Annotated in this window: 18 protein-coding genes; 9 read left to right on the top strand and 9 right to left on the bottom strand. The window is 39.6% G+C overall.

Annotated features, from left to right (window positions below; genetic code table 11):
- The first annotated feature begins 86 nt into the window (after positions 1-86).
- The 3 genes from RMY31_RS13615 to RMY31_RS13605 are packed head-to-tail and all read left to right on the top strand — an operon-like array spanning position 87 to position 3,752.
- Positions 87-641 carry a hypothetical protein gene (locus RMY31_RS13615; RefSeq protein WP_322657202.1) on the top strand — a complete coding sequence of 185 codons (555 nt, stop codon included), beginning with the start codon at positions 87-89 and terminating at the stop codon, positions 639-641.
- Positions 642-698: 57 nt separating this feature from the next.
- Positions 699-2,924 (top strand): DUF3854 domain-containing protein, encoded by a 2,226-nt coding sequence (locus tag RMY31_RS13610; RefSeq protein WP_322657203.1) that lies wholly within the window; start codon positions 699-701, stop codon positions 2,922-2,924.
- 15 nt (positions 2,925-2,939) lie between these two features.
- Positions 2,940-3,752, top strand: a complete 813-nt coding sequence (locus tag RMY31_RS13605; protein ID WP_322657204.1) for a hypothetical protein — start codon at positions 2,940-2,942, stop codon at positions 3,750-3,752.
- Here the strand turns inward: RMY31_RS13605 and RMY31_RS13600 are convergent.
- On the bottom strand, positions 3,749-3,988 hold the full coding sequence (locus RMY31_RS13600) for a hypothetical protein (protein ID WP_322657205.1): 240 nt from the start codon (positions 3,986-3,988) through the stop codon (positions 3,749-3,751). The genes RMY31_RS13605 and RMY31_RS13600 overlap by 4 nt on opposite strands.
- Positions 3,972-4,733, bottom strand: coding sequence for a HAMP domain-containing sensor histidine kinase (locus RMY31_RS13595; RefSeq protein WP_322657206.1), 762 nt, complete (start codon positions 4,731-4,733; stop codon positions 3,972-3,974). Before RMY31_RS13595 ends, RMY31_RS13600 begins: the two co-directional genes overlap by 17 nt.
- A 266-nt stretch (positions 4,734-4,999) precedes the next feature.
- Between RMY31_RS13595 and RMY31_RS13590 the strand changes: the two genes are divergently transcribed.
- Positions 5,000-5,704, top strand: coding sequence for a response regulator transcription factor (locus RMY31_RS13590; RefSeq protein ID WP_322657207.1), 705 nt, complete (start codon positions 5,000-5,002; stop codon positions 5,702-5,704).
- Position 5,705: 1 nt separating this feature from the next.
- On the opposite strand, the gene RMY31_RS13585 is transcribed toward RMY31_RS13590, so the two are convergent.
- The 7 genes from RMY31_RS13585 to RMY31_RS13555 form a co-directional block, all read right to left on the bottom strand.
- A complete protein-coding gene (locus RMY31_RS13585; protein ID WP_322657208.1) occupies positions 5,706-6,317 on the bottom strand; it encodes a DUF6753 family protein in 612 nt (203 codons plus the stop codon).
- Positions 6,318-6,352: 35 nt separating this feature from the next.
- Complete coding sequence (locus RMY31_RS13580; protein WP_322657209.1) at positions 6,353-7,030, bottom strand: hypothetical protein; 678 nt, start codon at positions 7,028-7,030, stop codon at positions 6,353-6,355.
- Between the two features lie 10 nt (positions 7,031-7,040).
- Positions 7,041-7,898, bottom strand: a complete 858-nt coding sequence (locus tag RMY31_RS13575) for a hypothetical protein (RefSeq protein WP_322657210.1) — start codon at positions 7,896-7,898, stop codon at positions 7,041-7,043.
- A gap of 77 nt (positions 7,899-7,975) precedes the next feature.
- Positions 7,976-8,809, bottom strand: a complete 834-nt coding sequence (locus RMY31_RS13570; protein ID WP_322657211.1) for a hypothetical protein — start codon at positions 8,807-8,809, stop codon at positions 7,976-7,978.
- 262 nt (positions 8,810-9,071) lie between these two features.
- Positions 9,072-12,557 (bottom strand): plasmid replication protein, CyRepA1 family, encoded by a 3,486-nt coding sequence (locus tag RMY31_RS13565; protein ID WP_322657212.1) that lies wholly within the window; start codon positions 12,555-12,557, stop codon positions 9,072-9,074.
- Between the two features lie 657 nt (positions 12,558-13,214).
- Positions 13,215-13,517: a fertility inhibition FinO-like protein gene (locus RMY31_RS13560; protein WP_322657213.1), complete on the bottom strand. Its 303-nt coding sequence runs from the start codon at positions 13,515-13,517 to the stop codon at positions 13,215-13,217.
- Positions 13,518-13,528: 11 nt separating this feature from the next.
- Positions 13,529-15,037 carry an ATP-binding protein gene (locus tag RMY31_RS13555; RefSeq protein WP_322657215.1) on the bottom strand — a complete coding sequence of 503 codons (1,509 nt, stop codon included), beginning with the start codon at positions 15,035-15,037 and terminating at the stop codon, positions 13,529-13,531.
- 520 nt (positions 15,038-15,557) lie between these two features.
- Here RMY31_RS13555 and RMY31_RS13550 point away from each other — a divergent pair.
- From RMY31_RS13550 to RMY31_RS13530, 5 genes are all read left to right on the top strand, one after another.
- Positions 15,558-17,423, top strand: a complete 1,866-nt coding sequence (locus RMY31_RS13550; RefSeq protein WP_322657216.1) for a serine/threonine-protein kinase — start codon at positions 15,558-15,560, stop codon at positions 17,421-17,423.
- Between the two features lie 93 nt (positions 17,424-17,516).
- Positions 17,517-18,554 carry a hypothetical protein gene (locus tag RMY31_RS13545; RefSeq protein WP_322657218.1) on the top strand — a complete coding sequence of 346 codons (1,038 nt, stop codon included), beginning with the start codon at positions 17,517-17,519 and terminating at the stop codon, positions 18,552-18,554.
- A gap of 195 nt (positions 18,555-18,749) precedes the next feature.
- A complete protein-coding gene (locus tag RMY31_RS13540; protein WP_322657219.1) occupies positions 18,750-21,527 on the top strand; it encodes a Mu transposase C-terminal domain-containing protein in 2,778 nt (925 codons plus the stop codon).
- Positions 21,496-22,695 (top strand): ATP-binding protein, encoded by a 1,200-nt coding sequence (locus tag RMY31_RS13535; RefSeq protein WP_322657220.1) that lies wholly within the window; start codon positions 21,496-21,498, stop codon positions 22,693-22,695. The genes RMY31_RS13540 and RMY31_RS13535 overlap by 32 nt, the downstream gene beginning before the upstream one ends.
- The gene (locus RMY31_RS13530; RefSeq protein WP_322657222.1) at positions 22,692-24,269 is read left to right on the top strand and encodes a TniQ family protein; all 1,578 of its coding nucleotides are present in this window, start codon (positions 22,692-22,694) and stop codon (positions 24,267-24,269) included. The genes RMY31_RS13535 and RMY31_RS13530 overlap by 4 nt, the downstream gene beginning before the upstream one ends.
- The last annotated feature ends 84 nt before the right edge of the window (positions 24,270-24,353 follow it).

The raw sequence follows: 24,353 nt of genomic DNA, 5'->3' as shown, positions 1-24,353 counted from the left end.
AAGTCAGGAGTCAGGATTCAGAATGAATGTAGATTATTCTGAATTCTGAATTATGGCTTCTAATTTCAGTTTCAGGAGAAAAACCAATGCGAATAGTAATTGAAGAGTCTGCTATTGATGACTTTAATATAATTGCCAAATTAGCCCAAACTAAGATTACTGGCTTGGGTAATTTTATCGTAGATATCCATGCCCCCGTTACACGAATCATTGCTGGCTTTCATTCTCTTGCCTGTCAAAGACCAAAACTTAAAAAACTGGGTATTTATTGCCAAATTTGTTTATCCAACATCTCTGCGCCTCTTGCCAAAAAATCTTGTCTGCAAATTTTAACTGAGTATGTTTATAGCATCGGCTGGGATGACTTGCAGTATATTAGTTTTTTTGAAATTACTTTGAATGGCGTTGAATTTCACCTGATTTTTAATCGCGTAACTCCTGAAGGTCAACTTATTGATTTAAGCTGCCTTGGTGCTACTAGTCAGCAGTACGATATTTTGCGAAGGTGTTGTTCTCATCTTATTAAATCCTTAAACCAAAACCCAGATTATTCTAGAAGCGGAAGTGACATAAGAGGGTTAATTAGTGACGGGTACAAACAAAGAGCTAATTTTACCTACACCCTACCCTTCACACCCTAATATTTACGAAAAAAGTTAGGCTCATTTAATTTTGAAATTTGAATTTTGAATTGATTCATGTTTGATGAACGACATCTCCAACTAGCTTATTCCTATGCCAAAATCAATGAATATTTTTTGAGGAATATCATATATCCTTTACTTGATTGGGCATCGGAAAAACTTATCCAAAAAATAGAATTTGAACTAGATAAAAGACTAAAACTTGAACTTGGTGAATCAACGTATGTGATGCGTCCTGATGAAAATGGTGGTTGGAAATGGTCGAAGTTTGACAAAGAAACTAATGAATTTATTAATGCCGAATTTGAAGAAATTCAAGAAGTCGAAGAATTATTAACAGAATTATTAACCCCGCTTTTACCTGCTGGTGATGCACTACCACTTTTAAAGAGTTCCACAGCTCCTCCTGATTTACCTCCTAGCGATTCACCTTTGGTTGTATCTCCCTCTGACAAACCTCCTTTTTTACCTCCTTCGACTATATCTGTTGAGGAAATAGCTATACCAGTAGAACAAAAGAGTATTCACCGACGCGAAGTCATCAACAATAACTCTGTTATCCTTAATTCCTCAGATTTATCAGATTCCACGGAACCTTCAACTTTCTTAGATTCCTTAAATTCTCCAACTGACTCAACTTCATTAGTTTCAAAAGACTCAAAAAATTACTTGGAACCGAATCATAGAAAAGAACTAGTAGATGGTAGTGCGATCTACCCAGAAATTGCCGAGTTAAATTTTAAAAGTTTAGAGACTGACCCGATAGAACAGTCACATCAAGCGTGGGAATATTTGATGTACAGCGACAAAATCTCCCGTCGTAATGATGGACGACTGCGGGACTTGTACTTAGACAGATATCAGCATATTGAAAAAGGAGGTTGGTGGTGTGATGCTGGCGTTGACCCTCGTTCATTCTCAGACCTACAGCCAAACCAACAGCCCCTAAGAAAACTTTGGGGATGCTACAAACCCAATGAACCCAGGTATGACAAAGAAAAACCTGACAAAAAAATTAAGTATGAACATCCACCCAAAACTGAACTTAGTATTTTCTTGCTAGATGTCCCTGATGATATCGCTGTTCATATCTATGATAAAGCCGGGGTTGATCCCAGTCAAAGCGATCGCACCTGCGGATTTTGGTACTGCGTGTGGAAGCACAATGTACCAGTCACCATTACTGAGGGTGCAAAGAAAGCTGCTTGTCTATTAAGTCAAGGTGAAGCTGCTATAGGATTACCTGGGATTTATGCTGGCTACCGTAGTAGGGATGAACTGGGTAATCCTATCACACCCACTTTACATCCTGAGTTAGCTGTCTTTGCATCGAGCGATCGCAACATCAAAATTTGTTTTGACTACGAAACCAGACTCAAAACCAAACGCAACATTAATATTGCTACCTACCGCACTGGTCAACATTCCACCCGTGACATTGAAGTGCCTGTTCATCCTCAAATTGCTAAACATCTTCAAGATTTAGAACAGAGCGAATCTCAAAATCAGACGCAAAACTCAAAGCACATTACTACAACAGAGCGACCAAAAAAGCGACAATCTAATTTTCAAACTTCTCATCATCAAAATAGTCAGCCTAACCCTGACAGTGTTGTTTTACCGCTTCACTCTGAACTTGCTCGGCATTGGCGAGACTTAGAAGATACTAATCAATGGCTTGGTCTTGCTATTCAAGGCAGCAATGAATTTCGCTCCTTAATTCAAAACAACGCTCTCCTTACCATGAGCGAACAACGCGAACTTTATTTCGTACTTCAAACTCAAGCTCAAGCTGAAATTCAAAGCCAAGGAATAACCGATATTATACTTTCGCCTTTGAACGAGATCGTCAAAGATTTGAGACAACAATCTCCCCTTAGCAACCAAGCTAATTTTAATGAAAGTGAACGTGATACTCAATTACCCCTTCATAGAGAAATCGCTCGTCACTGGCAAGATTTAGAAATTAATAAAACATGGGTAGGGGTTGCAGATCAATGGAATTATCCTTTGCGCCAAAAACTCAAACAAACTGGTAAATTAACTATTGGCGAACAACGCGAAATTTACCAAAAACTTTTAGTTCAAAGTTCAGTTGAGCAAAATCGCAAGTCCCAAACTGATATCTCTCTTCCACTACTGAGCGAAATTCTTCAAGATTTGATGGATGAGCGTAAAAAGGTAATTGACAATACTTACAGCCCAAAGGTTGAAGTTCGCTCTCCCCAACCGAAACAGCATCAAAACCCTAAGTCTACATCTGTTGATCTCGAATTGTGATACACCTACATTCAAATGGATAAAAACTCTTCTTCTACCTCAACCATCTCCTCGATCCGCGCTGTCAATCGTGACAGTGGACTATCCAACAACATTATGGTGTATCGACTAGCGCTACTATTGGAGCAACACCCGTTCCCATTACAATCGACCACCACACTCTTAACTACTGAGCGCGAAAGTCTAATTGCTCAACTTCAGACAACTCTATCTCAAAATGCTCTAACTGTTGAAGATTATAGACAAACTCTCAAAAATAAATACTACGAAGAATATCTTAATAAATTTGGTGGAGTTCAACAGTCACAGCAAGATAACTCAAGTAGAGTTGGTAACTTGATTGAAAAGAAAAAACAAACATTTCTACAACAAATGTTTTCAGCAGGACAGCACAACCTACCTTTGGAACAAAGCTCTAACTACCAAAGTTCTGACAAAGATAAGGAAGTGATTCAGCCTGAACCATCCTCGACTCAAGAAAATGAAACGCTCAAACAATCCCTGATTCCTGCCGTCATGAACACTATTATGACGATGGGTAAGGATACTACTAATACTGGGCGTGTTTACAATGGAATTGTTTACCGACTGCAACTGTTGTTCAAAGAGGATATACAGTTTCTCAACGTTAACCGCAAAACCGATCCACCCAACGCCATCGCTTTTTCTGCATATAAAGATGAGTCTAACGAGTTTAAAATTACTGAAAATAATCTTTCGCATCCAGAAACTCTGAGAATTATTGCCTTTGACAAGCAGCAAAGACAACAGTCCCAAGCTCAAGACAATTATAAGGATCGAGATCGTGGTTCTGAACTTGGCGACTAATCAAAATACCCAGCAAATAGCCCTAAAAAAAATCCGCCCAATAGCAAATAACGTTTTGTCCGCCTCTCTATTCCAGAGAAGGGGGCAATTATTGCTCCTAATGTGACATAGAATGCAGCCTCCACTATGTCAGTATTGAATTTAATCACACCTGCGATCGCTAACCCCAGCATAATCAGAAATTCAACTACTGTTTCGATCCGATCCCAGAGCTTTGCGTCAAATAGATAGCGCATCTTTTAATCTCTGTGCTTTAGAGAGCGTTGTATCAGTCAGCCCGTAGTGGCTCTCATTTTGATATGGGAATATTATCGTAAACTTTGTTCCGCTGCCGACTACAGATTCTACTGTCAGCTTTAATCCGTGCGCTTTCGCTACCATCATCACAACATATAAGCCAAGCCCCTCGCCGCTACTATCAGGCGATCGCCACAAAGGCAGGAAGATATTCGGGATTTGTTCTTTTTCGATCCCAATACCAGTATCTTCAATCTCGATTGCTAAATCATCTCCAACGTTAAACAACCGCACGAATATATCTCCAGAATGCGTATACTTTATAGCGTTCTGTATGAGATTCCCCAACATTCTGCCCATATCAATTGTATTCCCCACCACAAGAGTTCCATGTAAGTAAGCTGGACTGGTTTCGTAATGAAGTGTTAAAGAGCGCTCCTTCGCTTTAGGTAAGCTCTCTAGATATATCTGCTGTAATAAATACAACATGCTGAATCCGTTAATCAATTCTGGATTAATACTTAATTGTGGTTGATTATTCCTTTGTGATTCAATTAATTGAGTCACTCTATCAGTAGCCTCTCTAATTGCTCTTAGCAGTGGTTTAATCTCTGATAAATTATTACCATACCAACCATCAATTACTTGATTTAGACTTAAATTTATTCCCGTTAAGGAATTGTAAACATCATGCGATAGAGCTGCTAAACAAAGCTTTTTGTTTAAGGTACTATAGTTAGTCATTAACGCAGTCCTTACTCTTAAAAAACTACCAAGGTAGTCTAATTTTGCTTATTTAATTATAGAACAAAAATGAAAAACTTCTAGTTTTATTAATTATTATAAATTAACTTTCTCTCAGTTATTTTGCTGTAAAAATCTGCTGAAAACTACGAGAACTTGTGTATAAATTCAGAAGGTATTTTCTTGTTGAGATTTGGGAAAATAAAAGCTACACCGAAGTTAGTTATGTTATAAATATTGAATCAACTTGAACTCCAGGTATCTATATGATTAGAGTCGTTATTATTGAGGATGAGCTTCTTTTGAGGTTAGGTATCAAGGCAATTATCAACCACGAACCTAATATGTCAGTCTGTGGCGAAGCAGGTAATGGATTGGATGGACTTAAGGTAGTAGAACAATTCCAGCCTGATGTCGTTCTAGTTGATATAGGCTTGCCAGATATCAGCGGCTTGGAAGTCACATATCAAATTAAGAATCATACTGCCTCTAAGGTGGTCATCTTTACTGGTCATCGGAGCGAAGAATTGGCTGACTTAGCCTTGAGTTATGGTGCGGATTCTTTTCTTTTGAAAAAAAACGATCCTAACTGGATTAAGCAAGCCATCATTAGCACTTATAGAAATGATTACTTCATCGACCCCAGCATTACTAAAAGAATTATCGACAACCATATCTGGAGGAAAAATCATGTTTTACGAAAAGGTAAAAAGTATAATGAGCCTCTCTCTACTTGTGAAACCGAAGTCTTGAAAATGATTGCCTGCGGCTTCTCTAATGATGAAATTGCCAGAAAGTTATTTGTCACCTTGAGTACCGTTAAAACTCATGCTAATAATATCCTCATTAAACTAAATGCTCGTAACCGTTCGCACGCCATTATCAAAGGTATTCAGTTCGGTTATCTTAACTCTCTTGAGGTTTTGGAACAGGAAAATTTCACATCAGAAAAATTTGGTACTGTTTGTTGAATTATTTCTTGGTTCTGTCCATCCGAATCAAGCAATATCCTTGTAGTCGGTTTTCTTGTTCGCAGGCCCTGATGGCTGATTTATTATCCTGTAACAAATTGTACATTTTTCTCCCCTCTCTTGACTTTGCCCATTGCAATACTTTCAAATCACTGTTTGATACTACTACTGTCTGACTTTCACCTAGATTTGATATCACATTCCATGTTGTCAATGAACCCAACAACGCCCCCGCTGCCATTAGCCCACCGCAGATTGCTGACACTGCCCAAAATCTTAACTTGACATTACTAATAACTGAAGTATTAAAAGCTTTGGTTGCCGATTGTAAGCTTTTCATTTCTTCGCGCACAGCACTGGATACTACTGTATAGTGCATTGACTGAGCCGCTTTAGTTGTCGATTCCAACTTCTGATCGATCAATACTGCCCAAGCTTCGACCATTGCCTCCATTCTTGCCTGGAGGTCAATCATTGTCTCCTCATATCTCCCCAATGTTGCCATTATTTGAAACATTGGATCGTCTCGTGAGATTCCTAACTCATGGCACATTTGAGCTATGCGCTTTTGCTCTGCATCGGAATATCCTTGTAATATTTCTTCTGCTCTCATCTTTCACACAATTATTAAAATTTCCAAATTTGGTTTCAAATACCTAAATATTTACTAGCTATAGTTTCATTCATGATTGAGTCATGAAAGTTTTTTATCCAGTGATAAATATAAGTCCGATACACTAAGTAAACTGATGTATTTGTCACACACTGAGATATTGGTTCTGCTGTTCTTTCTATTGCTTCATAATGATCCCGATGTAATGGTGTCAATTCTATTTCAGCACCTCCAATTATCCTAAATTTACTTTGCATTAGTTCTTGGTAATCTCTAAACCTTTCACCAAAATATTGGTTTTTTACTAGTACGTAATTAGCATTGTCAACTGTAAACTCTAATAGAGCTTTTAGATAATTTACGCAATCTATTCTATGTGAAATTGGTTGAACAAATGTTAGGCTCCATTGGTAATCAACTAAAAGACTAAATAAATCTGTGCGCTGAATGTACTGACAGATTTTCTCTAAATATTGTCCCGGCATATCTACCATAATTATCTCAAGCTCATCATTATTTAAATCTTGAAGTATCTTATCTGTTTCCCCTCTAGAGAAATCTAAACTATCTATTGTGACAACTGTTTCATAAGCCTTCAATCTTTGAAGATTATCGTGGTTATATACTTTGATTCTTCTATTTTGAGATTGGAGTAAATCAATTAATAGTTTGATGACTGTAGATTTTCCTACCCGCGAATCACCTACAGTCATAATCATCCGTTTAGGAGATTTTGACATCATCTAACCCTAATATCTCTTGAGCTGGTTTAATCTGTTCTTTAAAAGTCCTTAGCCAACTTGTAACTCTTCCTTTTACAGAAGGCAAATCCTTTTGCTCCATCCCTTGCTTAAATGTCATATTTTTCTCGTCTAAATAATCATAAGCGTGTTCAATCAATTCGGGCATGGTAATCGTAATAAATGAGCTTTTATCTTTCTCCATTTCATTCATAATTTCTGTAATTTCTCTTGATTTGTTGTAGCGAGTGAATTCCTCTTCCTCGCCAAAGAAGAGATTTTTAACTACCAAGTAATCTACCCGCTGACCGCAAAAACTATGTAGATTTATTAGTTGATTTACTGAATCACTAATTCGACTAATAACTACTACCATTGTTACACGCATATCATAATCTGCTTCTGCTGTTTCTAGAAAATCCATTCCTTGGATAAATCTTTGTAGTATTATTCTCGATTGCGGTGGTAGTTCTAGTAGAAACCGAGATTCTTCTTTCGGTTTATACCCATCTTGATTCGGTTCTGGATAAATCTTTTTTTTCAATCCATCAAAAAACTTATCTATATTGCCATTTTTAAATATATTTAGTGGTTCTATTGGGCAATGCTCTCCATAAAATCTGACTAACTGTGAATTAGAAATATCCGCATCAAAACCCACAAATCTTTGCTGTGCATCTATATATGTTTGCACCAGCCCTCTAGCAAATGTTGATTTTCCTACGCCCCCTTTATCTCCTGTTACTATTACTAATCTCCGCGAGTATTTTTTAATTAACTGCTCTTTTTTATTAATATTTTGAGCTTGGATGTCAGCCTTAGTTGTGATTGTATCTGTCATTTAATTTTTTCTCCTCATGGTTTTCACAAAATTCAAGTGGTGTAGAGAATCCACGTTTTTTGTGGAAATTATATATTTTACTCTGCCAGTATTTCATTAGAGAAACACTCAATTAATCTTAAGTAAAATAGTGTTAATGATTCCAGATTTCTGAATCTATTTTTATCTACTGAATGTAAGGCTTGGAGAAATAATCCTTGTTTGATTATGTTTGTTGATTCTTCGTACTTCAGTTTTCTTAACAAGTTTAAAACCAGTAAGTCTAGTTCTTGCGCTTTTAACAAATTTGTTGCTAGCAATACTTGCTGTTCGTACAAATCTTGATAACTATATATCTGCTCTGTTATTTTTGACGCTATTGTAAAATATTCTTGCCTCAATACTACACCCCAAGTATCACTGGGCATTGGGCATTCTGTAGATAAAGGAATTTTCTTGTTGACTAATTGTATGTACCAGTCAATACATTCATCATGCCAGCTTTCTCCTTGGGTTAATAAATAATTTATTAAGGAGTTTTTCTTACTATAATCAATATTGCAAAATGCATACTTCGCATAGTGTAATCCTAAGTTTTTTTCCCATCTTTCTCGGAAATTAGGCATAATATGCACTCTTACCCATTGCATGAAACTCCTCACTTCTCTAGCTTTAGCCTTTGATATTGATGATAATGAATGGACAGCTAAAGCATTTATGGTTTTTACTTCTAGATTTTCTCCTTGGTTGATTACACAATGTTTATTCACCTCTATATTTATTTTTTCTCTCGATTCCTTATCTAATTCTGGAAAAATTATTTTTAAAACATCTTCCTGAAATAACTCAATTCCAATTGCTGTATTGATCGCGCGAACTTTTACTCCTGATGGATGCTCAAATTCCCACGTTCTTTGCCATATTTCATCCATTTTTCATTTCATTTCTTTGTCGGAAAAACGATATCACTATGACATATTCATCCAGATTTTCATATAGTTAAAAGTATGAACTTCAAATCGTACTTTCAACTATTGATTTCTCCAATTTTCTGTTATATATTTATCTATTTGACATTTTTGATGTGCAACAACTAGCCTCTTCCTATCTCGTTGGCAAAGGCTACAATTCTTACTAAAGATCCATCAACAGCTTCACTTCAAACAAAGCAAGTGCGCTCTTAGATAATTGCTTTTATTCAGCTTGAGTCTCTAGAGGCAGCACATCTTCGCACAGCCAGGAGTAGAATTCAGGTACTGCTTCCTCCAAGGAGCGCAGTTCACTCGCCGCTAGAGCCTCCAACTCCAGCACCACCTCCCATCGCCAATCACCAGCCCACCTGCTGAGGATGCCTTTGATAGCTTCTGCTCCTTTTGCAAGTCCGTCTCGCAACATTTGTATACAATTAAGCAGAAAATGGGGGTCATTTTCCGTAGTATCCACCCCCTCTACTAGGGGGTTCCCTATACAATTATGGAGGGGGGTGGATACGGGAGAAGAAACAGGTTCAAAGCTGGGCGATGACTGCGTTTCGATGTATGAGCTACGTTGTCTTTGACGATGAGCGATAACATGTTTTGCAAAATCTAATTCCGACTTAGACAGGGAATAAAACTTCACCTGCATTCCACGAGGCCCCTGCTTACGGCAAACCAACTTTAGTCCCAGCTGTTCGACCAAAGTGGCTAACAGCCAAATCGGTTGACAATCACTTGGAACTGTAAAACCCAGGATTGCTTTGATGTGAGCAGCACACTCAATGGCCATCGCTGTCATATTTAATAGATGTGGGTCAGTCGCCGTAATTTCTGATGAAGCTACTAAACGCCCCAGGATGTGATGTAACCCCAAGTTAAATCTGGCTAACCACTTGGCGGAATAATTTCCCCAGTCCATGCAAAACGGTAGCTTGTCGCGTTCGGCGCGGTCTTTTCCCGTAACAAATGCTGGTGGTAATGGGTACTGTTTGCCAGTTTTGGAGTCTAATATGATTTCATCTGGAGGTGAGAGAATAGATTCGAGTGCAGCGATCGCCCGAATTAATCGACCGCCATCATCTTTCTCAACCAAAGATTCAGTAACTTCCATACCATAGGCATCATGAATACGGAACTTCTCACACTCGTTAATTTCTTCAGGTGAAAGGTAATCTTTAGTTTGACGTGCCCGGTATTCACTATATGAAATATTCTTAGCCTTGGCGACGGCATGATTGTGAGCAGTATCCAGAGCATCAGCAGCATTTTTCAAATATTCCAAAGCTTGAGCATCATGCTCTTCACCTACTGGTACTATAGAATTGCCCATCTGGGTTAATAAGTCCCGAAGGTCAGCCCGAAGATTCTTAATTGATTGATGGCGGTTGGCTTGAATTTGGCAGTAAGCGTCTAATGCCCAATCCTTCTCAGCTCCGCGCTTGCCAGTTTCACGGTCAATCCGCAACAGAAAAGCAGTGATTTCGTTGGTTTGAAGCAATCGCTCCTTAATTTTGGTGGGGTTGGTATTGAGGTAGCCAAATGGGGGTTTGGGGGCCACCCAAACATGAATCGGCACTTTTGGACGATAGCGCCACAGCTGTTGAGCGCACTCAGTTGCAGTTTGACTGACGGCATGAAACACCCCAAACACTAAATCAAAATGATAGTCTGGAATGTCTACACCAGTTCCAAGACTAGGAGAGGTGAGTAACACATCTATATTTTTGACGGCATTGGTGATGTCTTTAATGAAGGCTACATTCTCCTCACTACCGGAGTTGTCTGAATGTACAGACCAGATGCGTAAACCAGGGGTGAAGTCGGAATTCGGAAGTCGGGAGTCGGAGGTAAAGTCTCTACTTCCGACCTCCGACTTCAAACTTACGACTTCATTATCAATCCTGACACTCAATGATTTTTCCAGTTTCTTGATGAAACGCTTACTGTCGCTGACCACCATGACTTTCTGATTAATCATCAGTGCGGCCGAAATCCGAGCAACCAAAGCACTTGAATCCTGACCTTCGTACCAATAGATGGTGCGATCGCCATTATTCCATTCATTCTTAATAATGTATGGTTGTTCACCTTGTGGTCGCATTGAATGGAAAAAGTCAATTGTCACATCATCCATGTGTGCGTCGGCAATGACGACGAGGGGCGCATTGTAGACAATATAATGTAGTACTTCCAAAATGGCAGCGCGATGTTCTTTGCAAGTATTGCTGTGTAGTAGGTGAGTTAAATACTGGCAAGCTTCATCAATAAATATGCATCCATAAGTAAGCGCTTGAGTGTTTAGTTTATGGAGGCTGTCAATGGTGATGCTCAATGCAGTAGCTTTAGTCATGCCTACATAACCAAGGTCTGAATACATTTCGGTTTCCAGGCGTTGAGCTAAATTTTTCAGTAGATTGACACGATGCCCGTTATTGAGAAATCTTTGGTTAGGGTTCGCATCACGCCAAGCGCGCATGAGTTCAGTTTTACCAGTTCCCATGTCGCTGATTAGTACTACCAATCCGGAGCAGGGGAAGACAAAATATTTTGGTTGATTTTGGTGAGCTTTTTTAAGTCTGTACTTTCTTTGCGACTCTTCACTTTGAGTGTTGTAAATCCTGGGTGATTGCAGATAGACAGGTGATAAAACACCAAAGTCACAATTAGTTAGTTCTTCAGTTGGGGCTTGACTACTCCCAAGTTCATCCACTAAAAGGGCTTGAGTTAGATATTTGACATTTACTACTACTTGCGGCTTGTACTTTCTCAATCCCCGGTGCTTAATTAAAAACGAGCGCTGGTAATCCGGGAGTGATAGGGCATCATCAATGATTGCAGTTAGTAATGCATTGGCATCAAATCCTCGCTCAACCACGAAATCATCCACACCTTTTTCTGGGCCAGGAAGCAAGGCCACTTCACACTCTGCACCAGCAGCCTCAATTGCCTTACCAGTGCGAACTGTGGCTTGAAACACTGACCACCGGGTTTTAGGTTTGGTTTCGTAGTCGAATAAAATAATGAACTTGCGTCCCGGTTGTGCCAGTGGCATTAAATCTGGGTGTAACCGTTCGTCAAAATCCAGCTTGCCTACGCGCCCGTTCCAAATTCCAGGGAGTGCGATCGCTACAAACCCCAGACTCAGCAAACAGGCCGCCTTTTTTTCACCTTCGCAAAGTATAACTGGGATCTCTGGATGAGCAATCACCCATTCCCAAAATCTTAGTAGGTTGAGCCTATCTTGTAAGCGTAGCGCCAAGGGTGAGTGATAGCGCTTAATATTGTACCGTCGCGCAACTTTGTCCCAAATACAATCGGCTACATCAAAGTATGTAACTCGGTTAGGCGTTTTGGGTGGTGATTCATACTTAACGGGTTTCCCTTTTTCCCAGTCAATGCGGGGTTGAGTGGGTTTCATCCGTCCCCACTCCATTGGTCGCCAGTTGTTGTGTGGGTCAAGTCCCGATATCCATATCCCCCCGGTGGTCAAGTGCTGGTAGGCTCTCAAAAACCCGTCTGTAACTCGACCCGCATTTTTTCTGGGGATGGCTGGGGAGATAAACAGATAATCGTAAACTGTTTCTCCTTCAATATGCCTAAAGTTGCGCTCGATCAACTCAGGATGAATGGCGCTGCTCACCGCTAGCTCATGGTATTCAGCAGCGGTGAGGTTGTTGGGGTATTCAATTGTGCGATCGCTCATCTGCTTCTACCCCCACCCGTCGGGGTAGTTCCCTTAATCAAAGCTCTTGAAAGAACAGAGTTGTTAATCGGCACTCTTACAATCCCCTCAAGCCTAACCTCAATACCCTCTTGTATTGGGCATTCTTGATTTATCACAATATTTACCTCTGAATCTTGGTTTGCAAGCTTCAAAGGGGGTTTATGACGCTGCTAGTTGTTTTAACTATGAAGTTCGTGAATTTTCTTCATCAGACTTAATTTTTCTCAGATTCCAGAAAATTCAACAGCTAAAATTGCCACACAAATGCATTACATTTGTGTGGCTTCTCGCTATAATACGAGAAGCAGCAGCGTGGACTAAATCTCTTTTGACCAGTCAGTGGATTCAAGTCGCCAAACTTTAAACGCCACTTCCTCGGTTTCCGTGAGATCAACCCCGCTCTGAAATTATTCAATTTTTTCATTTTGGGCAAAGCGTCACTCTAAAAGTGCGGTTTGTCCTTTCAATTGTGATTGTCTTGGTAAACCTCCATTAATCGCCTCATTCAGTTAGTAGCTCGATCTTACAGAAATTCTGCTCTTTTAGGATCTAACAATGTTCTGATTGTTTACTATTGACACCTCCGCAATTTATTAATGTTGTGTTCCAACTTACCCCTCTGGTTGAGGGGTTTTCTCAAGCAGCCCCCGGTGTAGCTGTTGTTTCTGCCTTGGGCTTGCGCTCGAAAACTTGTATGTTGGGTTCTGACAGCACGAACCCATTTTCTGTCTGTTGACCGAGTTTACCAGCGATTGCTGCTACCCATTGCGGATAATAACTTGCAGCGTCGGTCAGTTTCTTGTAAATCTTAGGTTTAACTGTGACTGAAATGATGCGACCATCACAGTCAATCTCAAATTGTTGCCAACCATTCTCCACAGTCTTAGCTTCTGGTAGTTCGTTAATTTTGATGGTTACTTCTAGTTTGCCTGCAATCATAGTTACCTTTGTTAAGATGCAATCGCTATTGTTGTGGAAGCATGAGATGTATGCACTAACCCTAGCGGGTCTGTCTTGATATACTTTTTAATTACTGGTTGGAGAGTAAAACTGATTTCTTTTGTAATTGGGTCTTTACTACTTTCTACCAAGGAATCTTTTTCAAGCCCTTCTATAGCCTTAATTATCTCTAATGTTGACACCAGTTCTTTTTGTTTACTATTCATGTCAGTTAAGAGTTTGGCAAAGTTAACAGAATTTGAGTTTAGAGTTAATTCTTCTGCCAAGTAAATCATGATTTGCCGTTGAATTTTGCTTAATACTTGTTGGCTGAATACCTGATTAAGCATTTCTTGAAACTGATCGCTAACTAGCGTTGTTGGGTTTTCAAAAAATTTTTCAGCACTACCTGCAAAAAAATGATGAATTCGATTAGCTACAGCTTTTAATTCTGAAGGATTACCGCGATACGTTTTGATTAATTCATCGCACTTTTCTTGGTCTGTTAATCCCTTGCTACATAGAAGCTGTATTGCAGCATCTGTATCTAAACCTTCTATTCTGAGAAAATCAATAGGTAATTCGGTTGCTATCAAACTCTCCATCTCATCAGGGAAAACTCGACTAGTTAAAAGTATGGAGCTTTGATACAGTTCCTCTGACAAGCGACGAAAAAGTAGTCTATACTCTAGCCGCTCCTGGAGGTTATGCTTTTGAAATAAAACCTCAGATGTATCTAATACCAGCAGACAGCGACGTGATTGCAACTGCTTAATTAATGCCGAAATCATAGCTTGGGCATGAGAGGACGAGTTTAAGGATGATTCTGAAGGTTCAATTAACTCTATGAGATCAGCTACTAACTCTTGAACTGACGGCGCATGGGCTACGGATTTCCAAACTAGGCAGTCAAATCTGGGACGAGACTCTACACTAAGTTCTGCTATTAGTTTTGCTGCTAATGCACTTTTACCAATTCCTGCCACTCCTACTAGCAATACGCATCGTTGCTCAGTTATTAATCCCTTTAAGTGTCTTATTTCTTCTGCCCGACCGTAAAATTTAGATATGTCAGGTATTTTACTTCCTGTAACTTGGACTAAGTTATTGGCAGTGATTTTTTCTTCATTTAAAACTTCTAATGACTGATACTTTTTAGTTACTCGCTCTAAAAAATACCGCAAGCTTTTTTTTCCAACTCGTTCTCGATTTCCGATCGTTTTTGAGAGCATATCCCACAAGGGGGGAGCAACACGCCGTTGCAAGTAGTTACGACTATAAGTTGAGTTATTTGCTATCTCCTCGTACTCTTTGTCATTCCATGCTCCTTCAATAACAAGAACCTCAGCTTCAGATAAGTGCCTACGTCTTTCGGCTAATACTAAGTCATTTAGTAAAGACAAAGCTTCTTCAAAAGTTACAGTTGCTGAAAACCTTTGCCATCCCAAAAGCCTCTGTTCTTTTGGAATCATGGAGGAAGGTGCAGTATAGTTGAGTTTTGATTCAGCACTAAAATCCATAACCTTTTAAATCTGTTGAGTGTAAAGCTGAAACCCTTATTAATACATTGGAAAAACGTCACTTTAACAGGGATAGCGTTAAAGGGAACATATAAAAACCTATACTGCACCGCAATGATACTCGCTTTTTCTTCATAATTATTTACAATAACTTGAGGTCATAAGATTCTCTAATGAGGCTACTTTGACTTATAAAGTTAGCAAACTTGATTTCTACTTGATTAGGACTTATGCATTGACAAAAAGTAATATAGATGCATTATAAGCGGCACAAGTATTAGTGAGATTGTCCACAATGTACTCACGCACAACTAAAATGCTGGGGGTTCCTTCGCAATTCATACCAATTAGAAATTATGTTTTCAGATGCGTAAGTCCTAGATCTCCCTTAATAAACAGTACAAAAGGCTGACATTTATGAATACACATGTACAAGATGAAAATTTGCTATTGCTCAGTTATGACATTGGCGACAATTCTTTAAACTACGGAAGTAGAGGAAAAAGTTTGAGGAAAGCTGGTGAGTTATTGTATTAATCCTCTTTGCGCTCACCGTGAAAATCCCAACGATGCTGAAACATGCCTCTGTTGTGGTACTTCATTGCTGATTAACAACCGTATCCGCTTAGTCAAGCCATTGAAGCCGTTAACAGACAACCCGTACAATTACTTTGACGTTTTTGAAGTAGATGACGTTGGTACTAGGTGGCATCCCGTTCGTGAACATCGAGTCATGAAAGTTCTAAAATGGAACACACCTAAGCTAACAGAGTTAATCGAGCGGGAATCTCTCACTTTGCAACTAATTCGACATCCAAATATTCCTCGCAGTACCTTAGATGACTATTTTACTTTTGTTCCAAACAATAGTCTTCTAACATTACATTGCTTAGTTATGAGTAAATTTGAGGGACAAAACTTGGAGGAATGGATGGAATCTAATGAACAAATATTACAATCTTTAGCATTAGAATGGTTGAAACAGCTAGTTGAAATCCTTCATGAAGTACACCGCTGCAATTTTTTTCATCGAGATATTAAGCCTTCTAATATAGTCCTTCAACCAAGTGGTCAACTCGCATTAATTGATTTCGGAGTAGCGAGGCGAGTGACTGACACCTATCTGGCAAAAGTTAGTGGGAGTGGGGGAACTAATACAGGTAGGGGAGGAAAATATGAAATTACATCTGTAGCCACACCTGGTTACACTTCACTAGAACAAATTGAAGGACAGGCAGTGCCACAGTCAGATTTTTTTGCTTTGGGTCGGACTTTTGTACATTTAGTTACTGGTACTCAGCCTAATGATCTGCCTAAAGACAAACAAACGGGAGGACTAATCTGGAGAAATAAAGCGCCCCAGATTGATAAGCCCTTCGCTGACTTTCTAGATGAGTTAATGGCTCTTTTTCCAGGGCAGCGTCCAGCAACTACTGAAGTAATTTTACAGCGATTAGAAAAACTGCCTCAGCAAATTAAAACTTATAGATTAGCTAATTCTCAATTATTTAAAATTAGCAAATATGCATTAATTAGTTTAGTTGTGTTTGGAAGTGTGTTTGTATCTATACCTTTAGTAGCTAACTACTTAGTAGCTCAAGGTCAAAAGTTAGAATCAGCAAATGATTCTCAAGGCGCACAAGAGTTTTTTAAATGGGCTACAATAATAACCCCTCAAACTAAACTTTCTATTTCCAATTTCTACTTTGACAAAGGACTTCGCAGTACCAAAAGCCTTGACTCAGCTAAAAAATATTATGAATTAGCAATTAAGTATAACGAGCAGAACGTAGAAACTTATAATAATTTAGCTATAGTCTGCCAACAATTACAACAATATAACTGTGTCACCGATAATTATCAAAAAGCTATTAATTTGAATCCTGATAATTGGGAAGGATATTATGGACTAGGAACATTTTACGATGAGCAAGAAAAATATGATTTAGCAGAGCAACAGTATAGCTTGGCTATACAAAACAGCCCAGAAGCAACTTTAGCCATTAATAATTTATCAAGGTTGAAAATTATTAATGGTGATTATAACGCAGCTATAAAATTGGCTTTCAAGGGTTTAAAGAAGGCTAAACCCCCGGAATTAAAAGCAGTTTTATACAAAAATTTAGGTTGGGCAAAATTTGAACAAAAGAAATATTTAGAAGCAAAAAAATATTTAGAAAAAGCGAAAGAATTAGACATTCAAAGAACAGCCACTCACTGTTTACTGGCACAAGTGCAAGAAGCACTAGGAGATGTTGATAATTCTTGGCTTTCTTGGGAAGCTTGTTTGTTAACTCAATCAACAGATCCAGATGTTTTTGGTTGGCGCTCAGAAGTCTTACAAAGAATTAGGCTAAAAGCTCCTACTCCTATAAGCAGAGATTAGACTTATTAAAAATCAGATTTTTTTCAAATATGTCCTATTATAGGAAAACGTGCATTATTTTCTATTTTTAACAGTTATAATTTACTTTTAATTATGAAAATAAATATAAAAAAAGCTAATATTAAACATAGCAAGCTTGACGAAAAGAAAGTGCTTAAATATAAATTCCAAGTTTTAGTGATCGCATCAATATTACTTTTTTTACCCTGGAGCAGTGGATGGAAGGAATCTCAAGCAATAGCAAAACAGGCGTGTGTCAAACCGATTGGTAGAGTTTATAGCCCAGGTGATTTTAATTTACCAGTAGGCAGCCAGATATGCCCAAGAGGTCGTATTAATCCAATTAAGGGGCGTACAGTCACAGTTCTATGCTATTTGAACGGAAAATTCTTAAATATTAAGCACGGCAGTGTTTTTGATGCCCCCGATATGTGTGCGTCGCCACAGACACCGATGGTATGTACAGGACGGAATCCAAACAGATGCAACAATGTTAAAGGGCCAGGCGAGGAGCAAAATGTACCAACCATAATTAGTCCCTACGGCAGTTCAATGTTAAGTACCAGACCTTCAATCTCTTGGTATCCTGTTGCAGGCGCTACTAGTTATACAGTAATTGTTAGTGGTTATGAGTTTTATTGGGAGACAACAGTAGATAAAACCGTTACTACGCTGCCATACCCGAAAGAAGAAAAAGAGTTGCAATTTGGCAATACTTACAAATTTACTGTACTTGCAAATAAGGGTGATACTCCTATTAGCTCCTCTGAAACTTTAGTAGTTAGTGTTTTGACGCAAGAAGAACAAAATGCTTTTGCACAAAGGGTGAAGCAAATTAATCAACTAAACTTATCTCCAGATGAAGCTGCTATTTGGGATAAGGATGCTGTATATATGTCGAGACATCTTCTAAACGAGACGATTGAAACATTGAAAGCAAGAGTAAGGGCAGGAAGCCAAAACCCTACTGTTTATCGATTACTAGCAGATCGATATTTAGAAGCATGGCTACCAGATGAAGCCTTTCGTGAATACACAAAAGCGGCACAACTCGCAAAGAGTACTGATAACTTAAATGAATTAGCTAGAGTGCAAGAAGGATTAAAGTTAGTGAAATGGTACAACAGGTAAAAGATGATCGACTTGACAAGCATAAGTTGATCAAAATATAGTCTGTAAACACTATTCTTGTGTTGCTCCTCCTTGGAACAGGCAGCCGCGTGACAACCATAAGTTGATCAAAAGTGCCAACTTAATAAAAGTTAGCAAGCGTTCTTCAAAATTTTTGTATGCTAGGAATTATAGCTATTTGGAGGACTTTCCTCCATGTTGACACCTGAAGAATTTGACAATTGGTGTCGTAGTGTTGGTCTTTCGCCCCAAGTTCGTGAGATCATTCAAAAAATTCGGCTTTCAGAACCAACGCGGCGGGTTGGAAGCGGTGCTGGAAACGTCTGCGGGCGCTATCCAAGCCGCAAAATGCAAAGAATAATTCAGTTTGAGTCTCATCGCAATGAGTTGGCGTATATTTGCAAACTAGAGCATGAGCCAGGAGTGCTGGAATATTATGATCAGCCATCACAAATTGAACTGAACTACTTGAGTAAGAGACAGCGACCTGTACGTGTTCTACACACACCAGACTTCTTCGTTATTAGACTCACCTCAGCTGGATGGGAGGAGTGTAAAACCGAGCAAGAGTTACTGCAAAAATCTCAATCCAGTCCAAATCGATTTGGGCAAACGCAGCAAGGGCAATGGCGGTGTGCGCCTGGAGAACGATTTGCTTCGTCTTTAAATTTATACTATGCAATTCGCTCAGATGCTGAACTCAATTCAACGTTTCAACGAAATTTTGTTTGGCTAGAAGATTACTGGCACAGTGATAACATTAGCGTTGATTCAACAGTGGTTGCTGATGTTTGTGCTTTGATTCAGGCACACAGAGGTATAACCATTACCGAGCTTGTTCAGCAGCTAGAAGGTATCAAGATTGACGATTTAAATATTTTAATAGCTACAAATCAAGTGTATGTAGATCTTGAAGCTGCACCGTTAAGTTGCCCTGACCAGGTACAGGTTTTTTTATCGGCAGAAGATGCTGTAACTTATGCAACTGCCGTAGCTCTTGTAGAAGCTTCTGTCCCTGTCACTTCATCAATCAATATTGTTGCTGGAATGTCAATTAATTGGGATGAAAATATTTGGCTCATCCTTAATTTTGGAGAAAAATGTGTTGCACTACTTGGTTTAGATAACCAATTTCAAGAAATTCCCATCCATGTATTTGAAGCTTTAGTGCAGACGGGCAGAGTCGTAGAGGTTCCAGCTAACGTAAATAAAACTGTAAATGAAACTGAGCAGCGATTACGACATGCAAGTCGAACAGATCTGCGAATTGCCACTGCTCGTTACAGTCAAATTGAGCCATTTCTGAATAAAACTACATTAACACCGCCATCACCAACTCAGCGCCGTTGGATAAGTCAATATCGCCAGGCTGAAAGAACCTACAATCGCGGTTATTTAGGTCTTTTACCTCGTCATCAGGACAAAGGCAATTATTTACCTAAAATGAGTGAGCAAGTCCACCAAGTGATGAGAACTCACATCGAAACTGAGTATGAAACGCTTATTCAACCTTCAATTCGACAAACATACCAATCATTTAAACAAGTGTGTGAAGAACACTATCTTCAACCCCCTAGTTTAGAAACCTATCGTCAGGAGATAAACACTCGTCCTCGCGCAGAACAACTCAAAAAGCGTAAAGGATCTAGAGTCGCCTATCAGGAATCGATATCTTACTGGCAACTACATGGACAAGAAACGCCAATTCATGGAGAGCGTCCGTTTGAGATTGCACATATTGATCATACTGAAGCCGACGTGGAATTGTTGAGTGCGACGATGCTTAATTTAGGCATCAATCCCACGGAGTCGCTCAAAATTGCCAATTTTGGCAGACCGTGGATAACGCTGCTTATCGATGCCTACTCTCGAAGAATTCTAGCTGTGTATATGACTTTTGAAACACCCAGCTACCGTTCAGACATGATGGTACTGAGACTTTGTGTTCAACGTTATGGACGACTGCCGCAAATCATTGTAGTTGATGGTGGTAAGGACTTTGAGAGTACAGACTTTGAAGTTCTGCTTGCTTATTTTCAGGTAACGAAAAAGCAGCGACCAGCAGCAAAGCCTAGATTTGGCTCGATAATTGAGTCATTTTTTGGTGTTGCAGACAAAGAATTTTGGCACAATTTAGCAGGCAATACGCAAATTATGCGGAATGTTCGGCAAGTAACAAAGGGTATTAATCCAAAAAATCACGCTGTTTGGACATTGAGCAAACTCTATCAATATTTTTGTGAATATTGCTACGAGGTTTACGATACCAGTCCCCACCCTGCCTTAAGAATGAGTCCAAGTGAAGCCTTCAACATAGGAATGTCTCGTGGTGGAATGCGAAATCATGTGTTGGTTTCAATGGATGAATTTAAGCGCTTATCAATGCCTTCACCCGCAGAGCATAAAGGAACTAGGTTGGTGACTCGTAAAGGAATTAAGCTTCATTATCTTTATTACTGGCATTCTTGTTTCGCTCAAATTTTTAACACAAGAGTCGATGTTAAGTATGATCCATTTGATATCACCATTGCATATGCCTATGTGAATGGAGAGTGGGTTGAATGCCATTCAGAGTATTTGCAAGAACTACAAGGCTGCTCAGAACGTGGTTTGATGCTGGCAGCCGCTGAACTCAAAAAGTTAAATCAAATTCAACCCAAGCAATTTGACTCGATTACGGGCAGAAAATTAGCTCAGTTTTTCCTCCGAATTCGACAAGAGGAAGCCATTTTGACACCAAGTTGGAAACAGGCAAAACAATTAGTACAAGCGCAGCAGCTACGTGATGCTGAACTCAGACAACTCCATGCTTACCTTGACGAGGAAGCAATTGGTTCAACGTCTAAAAATTTACCGACTGAATTTTCTAACCCGATGAATAATCATGTACAGACTGTTACAACGCCTGAAGATTTAGAATTTCATCAGGAGTGTGAAGCAAATGAAGAGTTTGAACCCCTCCCAGAATGGTAATTCCAGCCAATATTATCGCTTTCCACCAGAACTGTTAGATCAACCTGCTCAAGTGCGCCTGGATTACTTTAAAAAGCCAGACATTACGGTTATGCATCACAATTTAATCACTGCGTACAATCAGGCGCATCGTGCTATCCGTGAACCGGCAGGGGCATCTATTCTGATGGTAATTGGCCCTTCCGGTGTCGGCAAGTCAACATTACTGCGGTTACTGATTAAGAAAATTTTGGAAGAAAGTTTAGAGCAGATGACAAAAGCCGTGAGTTGGCTACCGATTGTTTCTGTCAATGCACCAGCACCAGGGCGAGGAACGTTTCGTTGGAAAAACCTTTATCTGCTAATTTTGACTGCGGTGGATGAACCTGGAATTGACCAAAAGATTAACTATCACAACGGTAACATCGTACGTGGAGCAGATGGAGTTCTTAGAATCGCGGAAAAAGTAACGGAGGATGCCCTGCGGCTAGCCATGATTAAAGCTTTGACCCATCGCAAGCCGTATGTTCTCGCTGTAGATGAATTTCAGCACATTGGCAAAATGGCAGGGCCAGAACAACTCGAAGCTCATATGGATTGTGTAAAGTCTGCCGTAGATGCGAGCCAAGTTCCTTGGATGGGTTTTGGAACCTACCAATTACTCAAGTTTTTGAACCTTAGCCCCCAATTGCGACGACGCACGAAAACGATTCATTTTGGGCGCTATCGCTTGGAGATTGATAGTGAACTCAAGGAATTTAAGCGTGTGCTTGAGCATTTTCAGCATCGGCTAGCATTTTCTCAACCGCCTCCACTACGGCAGAAGTATTGGGAGTTTTGTTACGAGCGTAGTATCGGAAATATAGGAACTCTTAAGGACTGGCTAACCGATGCCTACGATTTAGCGCTTTCTGAAGCAGCTAGTACATTGACGCTTGACCACTTGATAGCAACTGCAAAGCCTGCTTCAGATTGTGAACGGATGGCAATTGAGGCAATTGACGGTGAGGAAGCATTAACGGATAGTCGAGCCAAACAGAATCAATTGCGTTTATTGCTCGGTTTAACCCAGGCGAAGTCTCAACAGCAGCCCAGCCCACCACAGGTAGCAACAGACATACCTTTACCCACAAAACAGGTATCTAAAAAGTTTAAGCGAAATCCCAAACGAGATCCCATTAAAAAATGAATAATACAAGCCTTAATCAACTCAATTCTCTCGAAGTCTATGATCTGCAATTACCTGCGGTTCCAAAGCGCAGTGCATTATATTCACTTGACCCAATTGGCATCGGCACCTCAATGGTAGAGAGCCTGACAAGTTATTTAATTCGTCTTGCTTACGAACATTGTGTTGTACCAGGAGTATTGGTCACAACAAGTATTGCACCCCTGGCGATCTCAAATGTTTCACCTCATGAACACCAAATTAACATCCAAGCAATTTGGGGTGGTAATTACATAAACACTAGCATGTGCAATGGGATGCAGACTACAGCCAGTAATATTACAACAATACTTAAACAGTTGACAGGGCGAGATGAGTTACATCTGCTGACAATGCAGCCTTGGGCAGAAGTAATATCAGCAATGCGATTGTTCCGAAACAAACGAACGTGGTGTCCCCAGTGTTATCAACAGTGGCAAAGTACAAATCAAATCGTATACGAACCCTTAATTTGGAGCTTAAAGGTTGTCGAGATTTGTCCGCAGCATCATCAACCCTTACTTCAGCAGTGTCCTCAGTGCGCTCAAACCTCATGTTTGTTAACGGCTACTTCGTTGCCACCTGGATACTGCTCGAAATGCGGGGGATGGCTTGGAACTACTTTGGAGGTTGAAGATAGTTCAGAAACACTATCACACAAAGAATTGAATTGGCAGTGTTGGGTGGTCAAAAACGTGAGTGAACTCCTAGCAAAAACTCCCAATTTAACGTCTTTAATCCCAAAAACTCGTATCAAAACTGTATTGTCAGCCTATGTACAACAACTGACAAAAGGTAATATCAATGCTTTATGTCGATTGACTCAGCAACCAGACTCGACCTTACATAATTGGTTGCATTCTAAAAGTGTTCCTCAATTATTTCAGTTATTACAAATTTGTAATTCTTTGGAAATCTCGTTGTGGGATTTTCTGACACAATCAATTGAAGACATGAGTTTTAACAGTATCGGTTCAGTAAAGACGCAACCAAAACAAACAAACCAACCAAAACGTAGAAAGCGACTCAATGTGGCTCTAGCTCACACAACTTTGCTTGCAGCACTCCATGAATTTCCACCACCGCCGACTCAAGAGATCGTCAAACGCTTGAAGACAGAGCGAACCACTCTACGGTACAGATTTCCAGAATTATCTCATGCTATTTCCGTTCGATATGCAGATTACAAGAAAAATCAGCGATTTGAATCAATCCGTTACCAATTAGAAACTATTATTGAGACAGAATTTCCACCACCTTCGTTAAAAGAAGTTGCAAGACGACTCAAAACCTCAAAGGATCTTCTGCGTCGATATTGTTTGGCTCTGTGTAACGCTATCTCGCAACGACATGCCACTTACAGCAAAATGCTTGTTGAGCAAAGTCAAGCAGAGCTTGAGCAACAAGTTCGGGACATTGCACTTGAGCTTCATAGTAGAGGGATTAATCCAACCAGTGGATCTGTATCACGGCAAATGTTAGGACATTCTTTGGTTTTTAAGAAAAAATATATTCAACAAATATTACAAGAAGTGCGTAGGGAACTAGGTTACTAGTTTTACTCTCGCGGATTGATGTGAACAAACTTAAAACTTTTGTGGGACACAACACATAACTGACAAGCATAAGTCGATCATTAA

Origin of the sequence: Dendronalium sp. ChiSLP03b (assembly GCF_034531165.2) — a bacterium.
In the GTDB taxonomy this organism is placed as follows: domain Bacteria; phylum Cyanobacteriota; class Cyanobacteriia; order Cyanobacteriales; family Nostocaceae; genus Dendronalium; species Dendronalium minutum.
The sequence above is the reverse complement of the archived record's forward strand: the minus strand, read 5'-3'. Positions and strand labels throughout refer to the sequence as shown.

Excerpts from the sequence above, each read along its gene's own strand:
- RMY31_RS13610 (WP_322657203.1), top strand. The coding sequence starts at position 699 with ATGTTTGATGAACGACATCTCCAACTAGCTTATTCCTATGCCAAAATC.
- RMY31_RS13615 (WP_322657202.1), top strand. The coding sequence starts at position 87 with ATGCGAATAGTAATTGAAGAGTCTGCTATTGATGACTTTAATATAATT.
- RMY31_RS13600 (WP_322657205.1), bottom strand. The coding sequence starts at position 3,988 with ATGCGCTATCTATTTGACGCAAAGCTCTGGGATCGGATCGAAACAGTA.
- RMY31_RS13555 (WP_322657215.1), bottom strand. The coding sequence starts at position 15,037 with ATGGATTTTAGTGCTGAATCAAAACTCAACTATACTGCACCTTCCTCC.
- RMY31_RS13605 (WP_322657204.1), top strand. The coding sequence starts at position 2,940 with ATGGATAAAAACTCTTCTTCTACCTCAACCATCTCCTCGATCCGCGCT.
- RMY31_RS13560 (WP_322657213.1), bottom strand. The coding sequence starts at position 13,517 with ATGATTGCAGGCAAACTAGAAGTAACCATCAAAATTAACGAACTACCA.
- RMY31_RS13595 (WP_322657206.1), bottom strand. The coding sequence starts at position 4,733 with ATGACTAACTATAGTACCTTAAACAAAAAGCTTTGTTTAGCAGCTCTA.
- RMY31_RS13585 (WP_322657208.1), bottom strand. The coding sequence starts at position 6,317 with ATGAGAGCAGAAGAAATATTACAAGGATATTCCGATGCAGAGCAAAAG.
- RMY31_RS13540 (WP_322657219.1), top strand. The coding sequence starts at position 18,750 with ATGTTGACACCTGAAGAATTTGACAATTGGTGTCGTAGTGTTGGTCTT.
- RMY31_RS13530 (WP_322657222.1), top strand. The coding sequence starts at position 22,692 with ATGAATAATACAAGCCTTAATCAACTCAATTCTCTCGAAGTCTATGAT.
- RMY31_RS13575 (WP_322657210.1), bottom strand. The coding sequence starts at position 7,898 with ATGACAGATACAATCACAACTAAGGCTGACATCCAAGCTCAAAATATT.
- RMY31_RS13565 (WP_322657212.1), bottom strand. The coding sequence starts at position 12,557 with ATGAGCGATCGCACAATTGAATACCCCAACAACCTCACCGCTGCTGAA.
- RMY31_RS13580 (WP_322657209.1), bottom strand. The coding sequence starts at position 7,030 with ATGACTGTAGGTGATTCGCGGGTAGGAAAATCTACAGTCATCAAACTA.
- RMY31_RS13535 (WP_322657220.1), top strand. The coding sequence starts at position 21,496 with ATGAAGAGTTTGAACCCCTCCCAGAATGGTAATTCCAGCCAATATTAT.
- RMY31_RS13590 (WP_322657207.1), top strand. The coding sequence starts at position 5,000 with ATGATTAGAGTCGTTATTATTGAGGATGAGCTTCTTTTGAGGTTAGGT.
- RMY31_RS13570 (WP_322657211.1), bottom strand. The coding sequence starts at position 8,809 with ATGGATGAAATATGGCAAAGAACGTGGGAATTTGAGCATCCATCAGGA.
- RMY31_RS13545 (WP_322657218.1), top strand. The coding sequence starts at position 17,517 with ATGAAAATAAATATAAAAAAAGCTAATATTAAACATAGCAAGCTTGAC.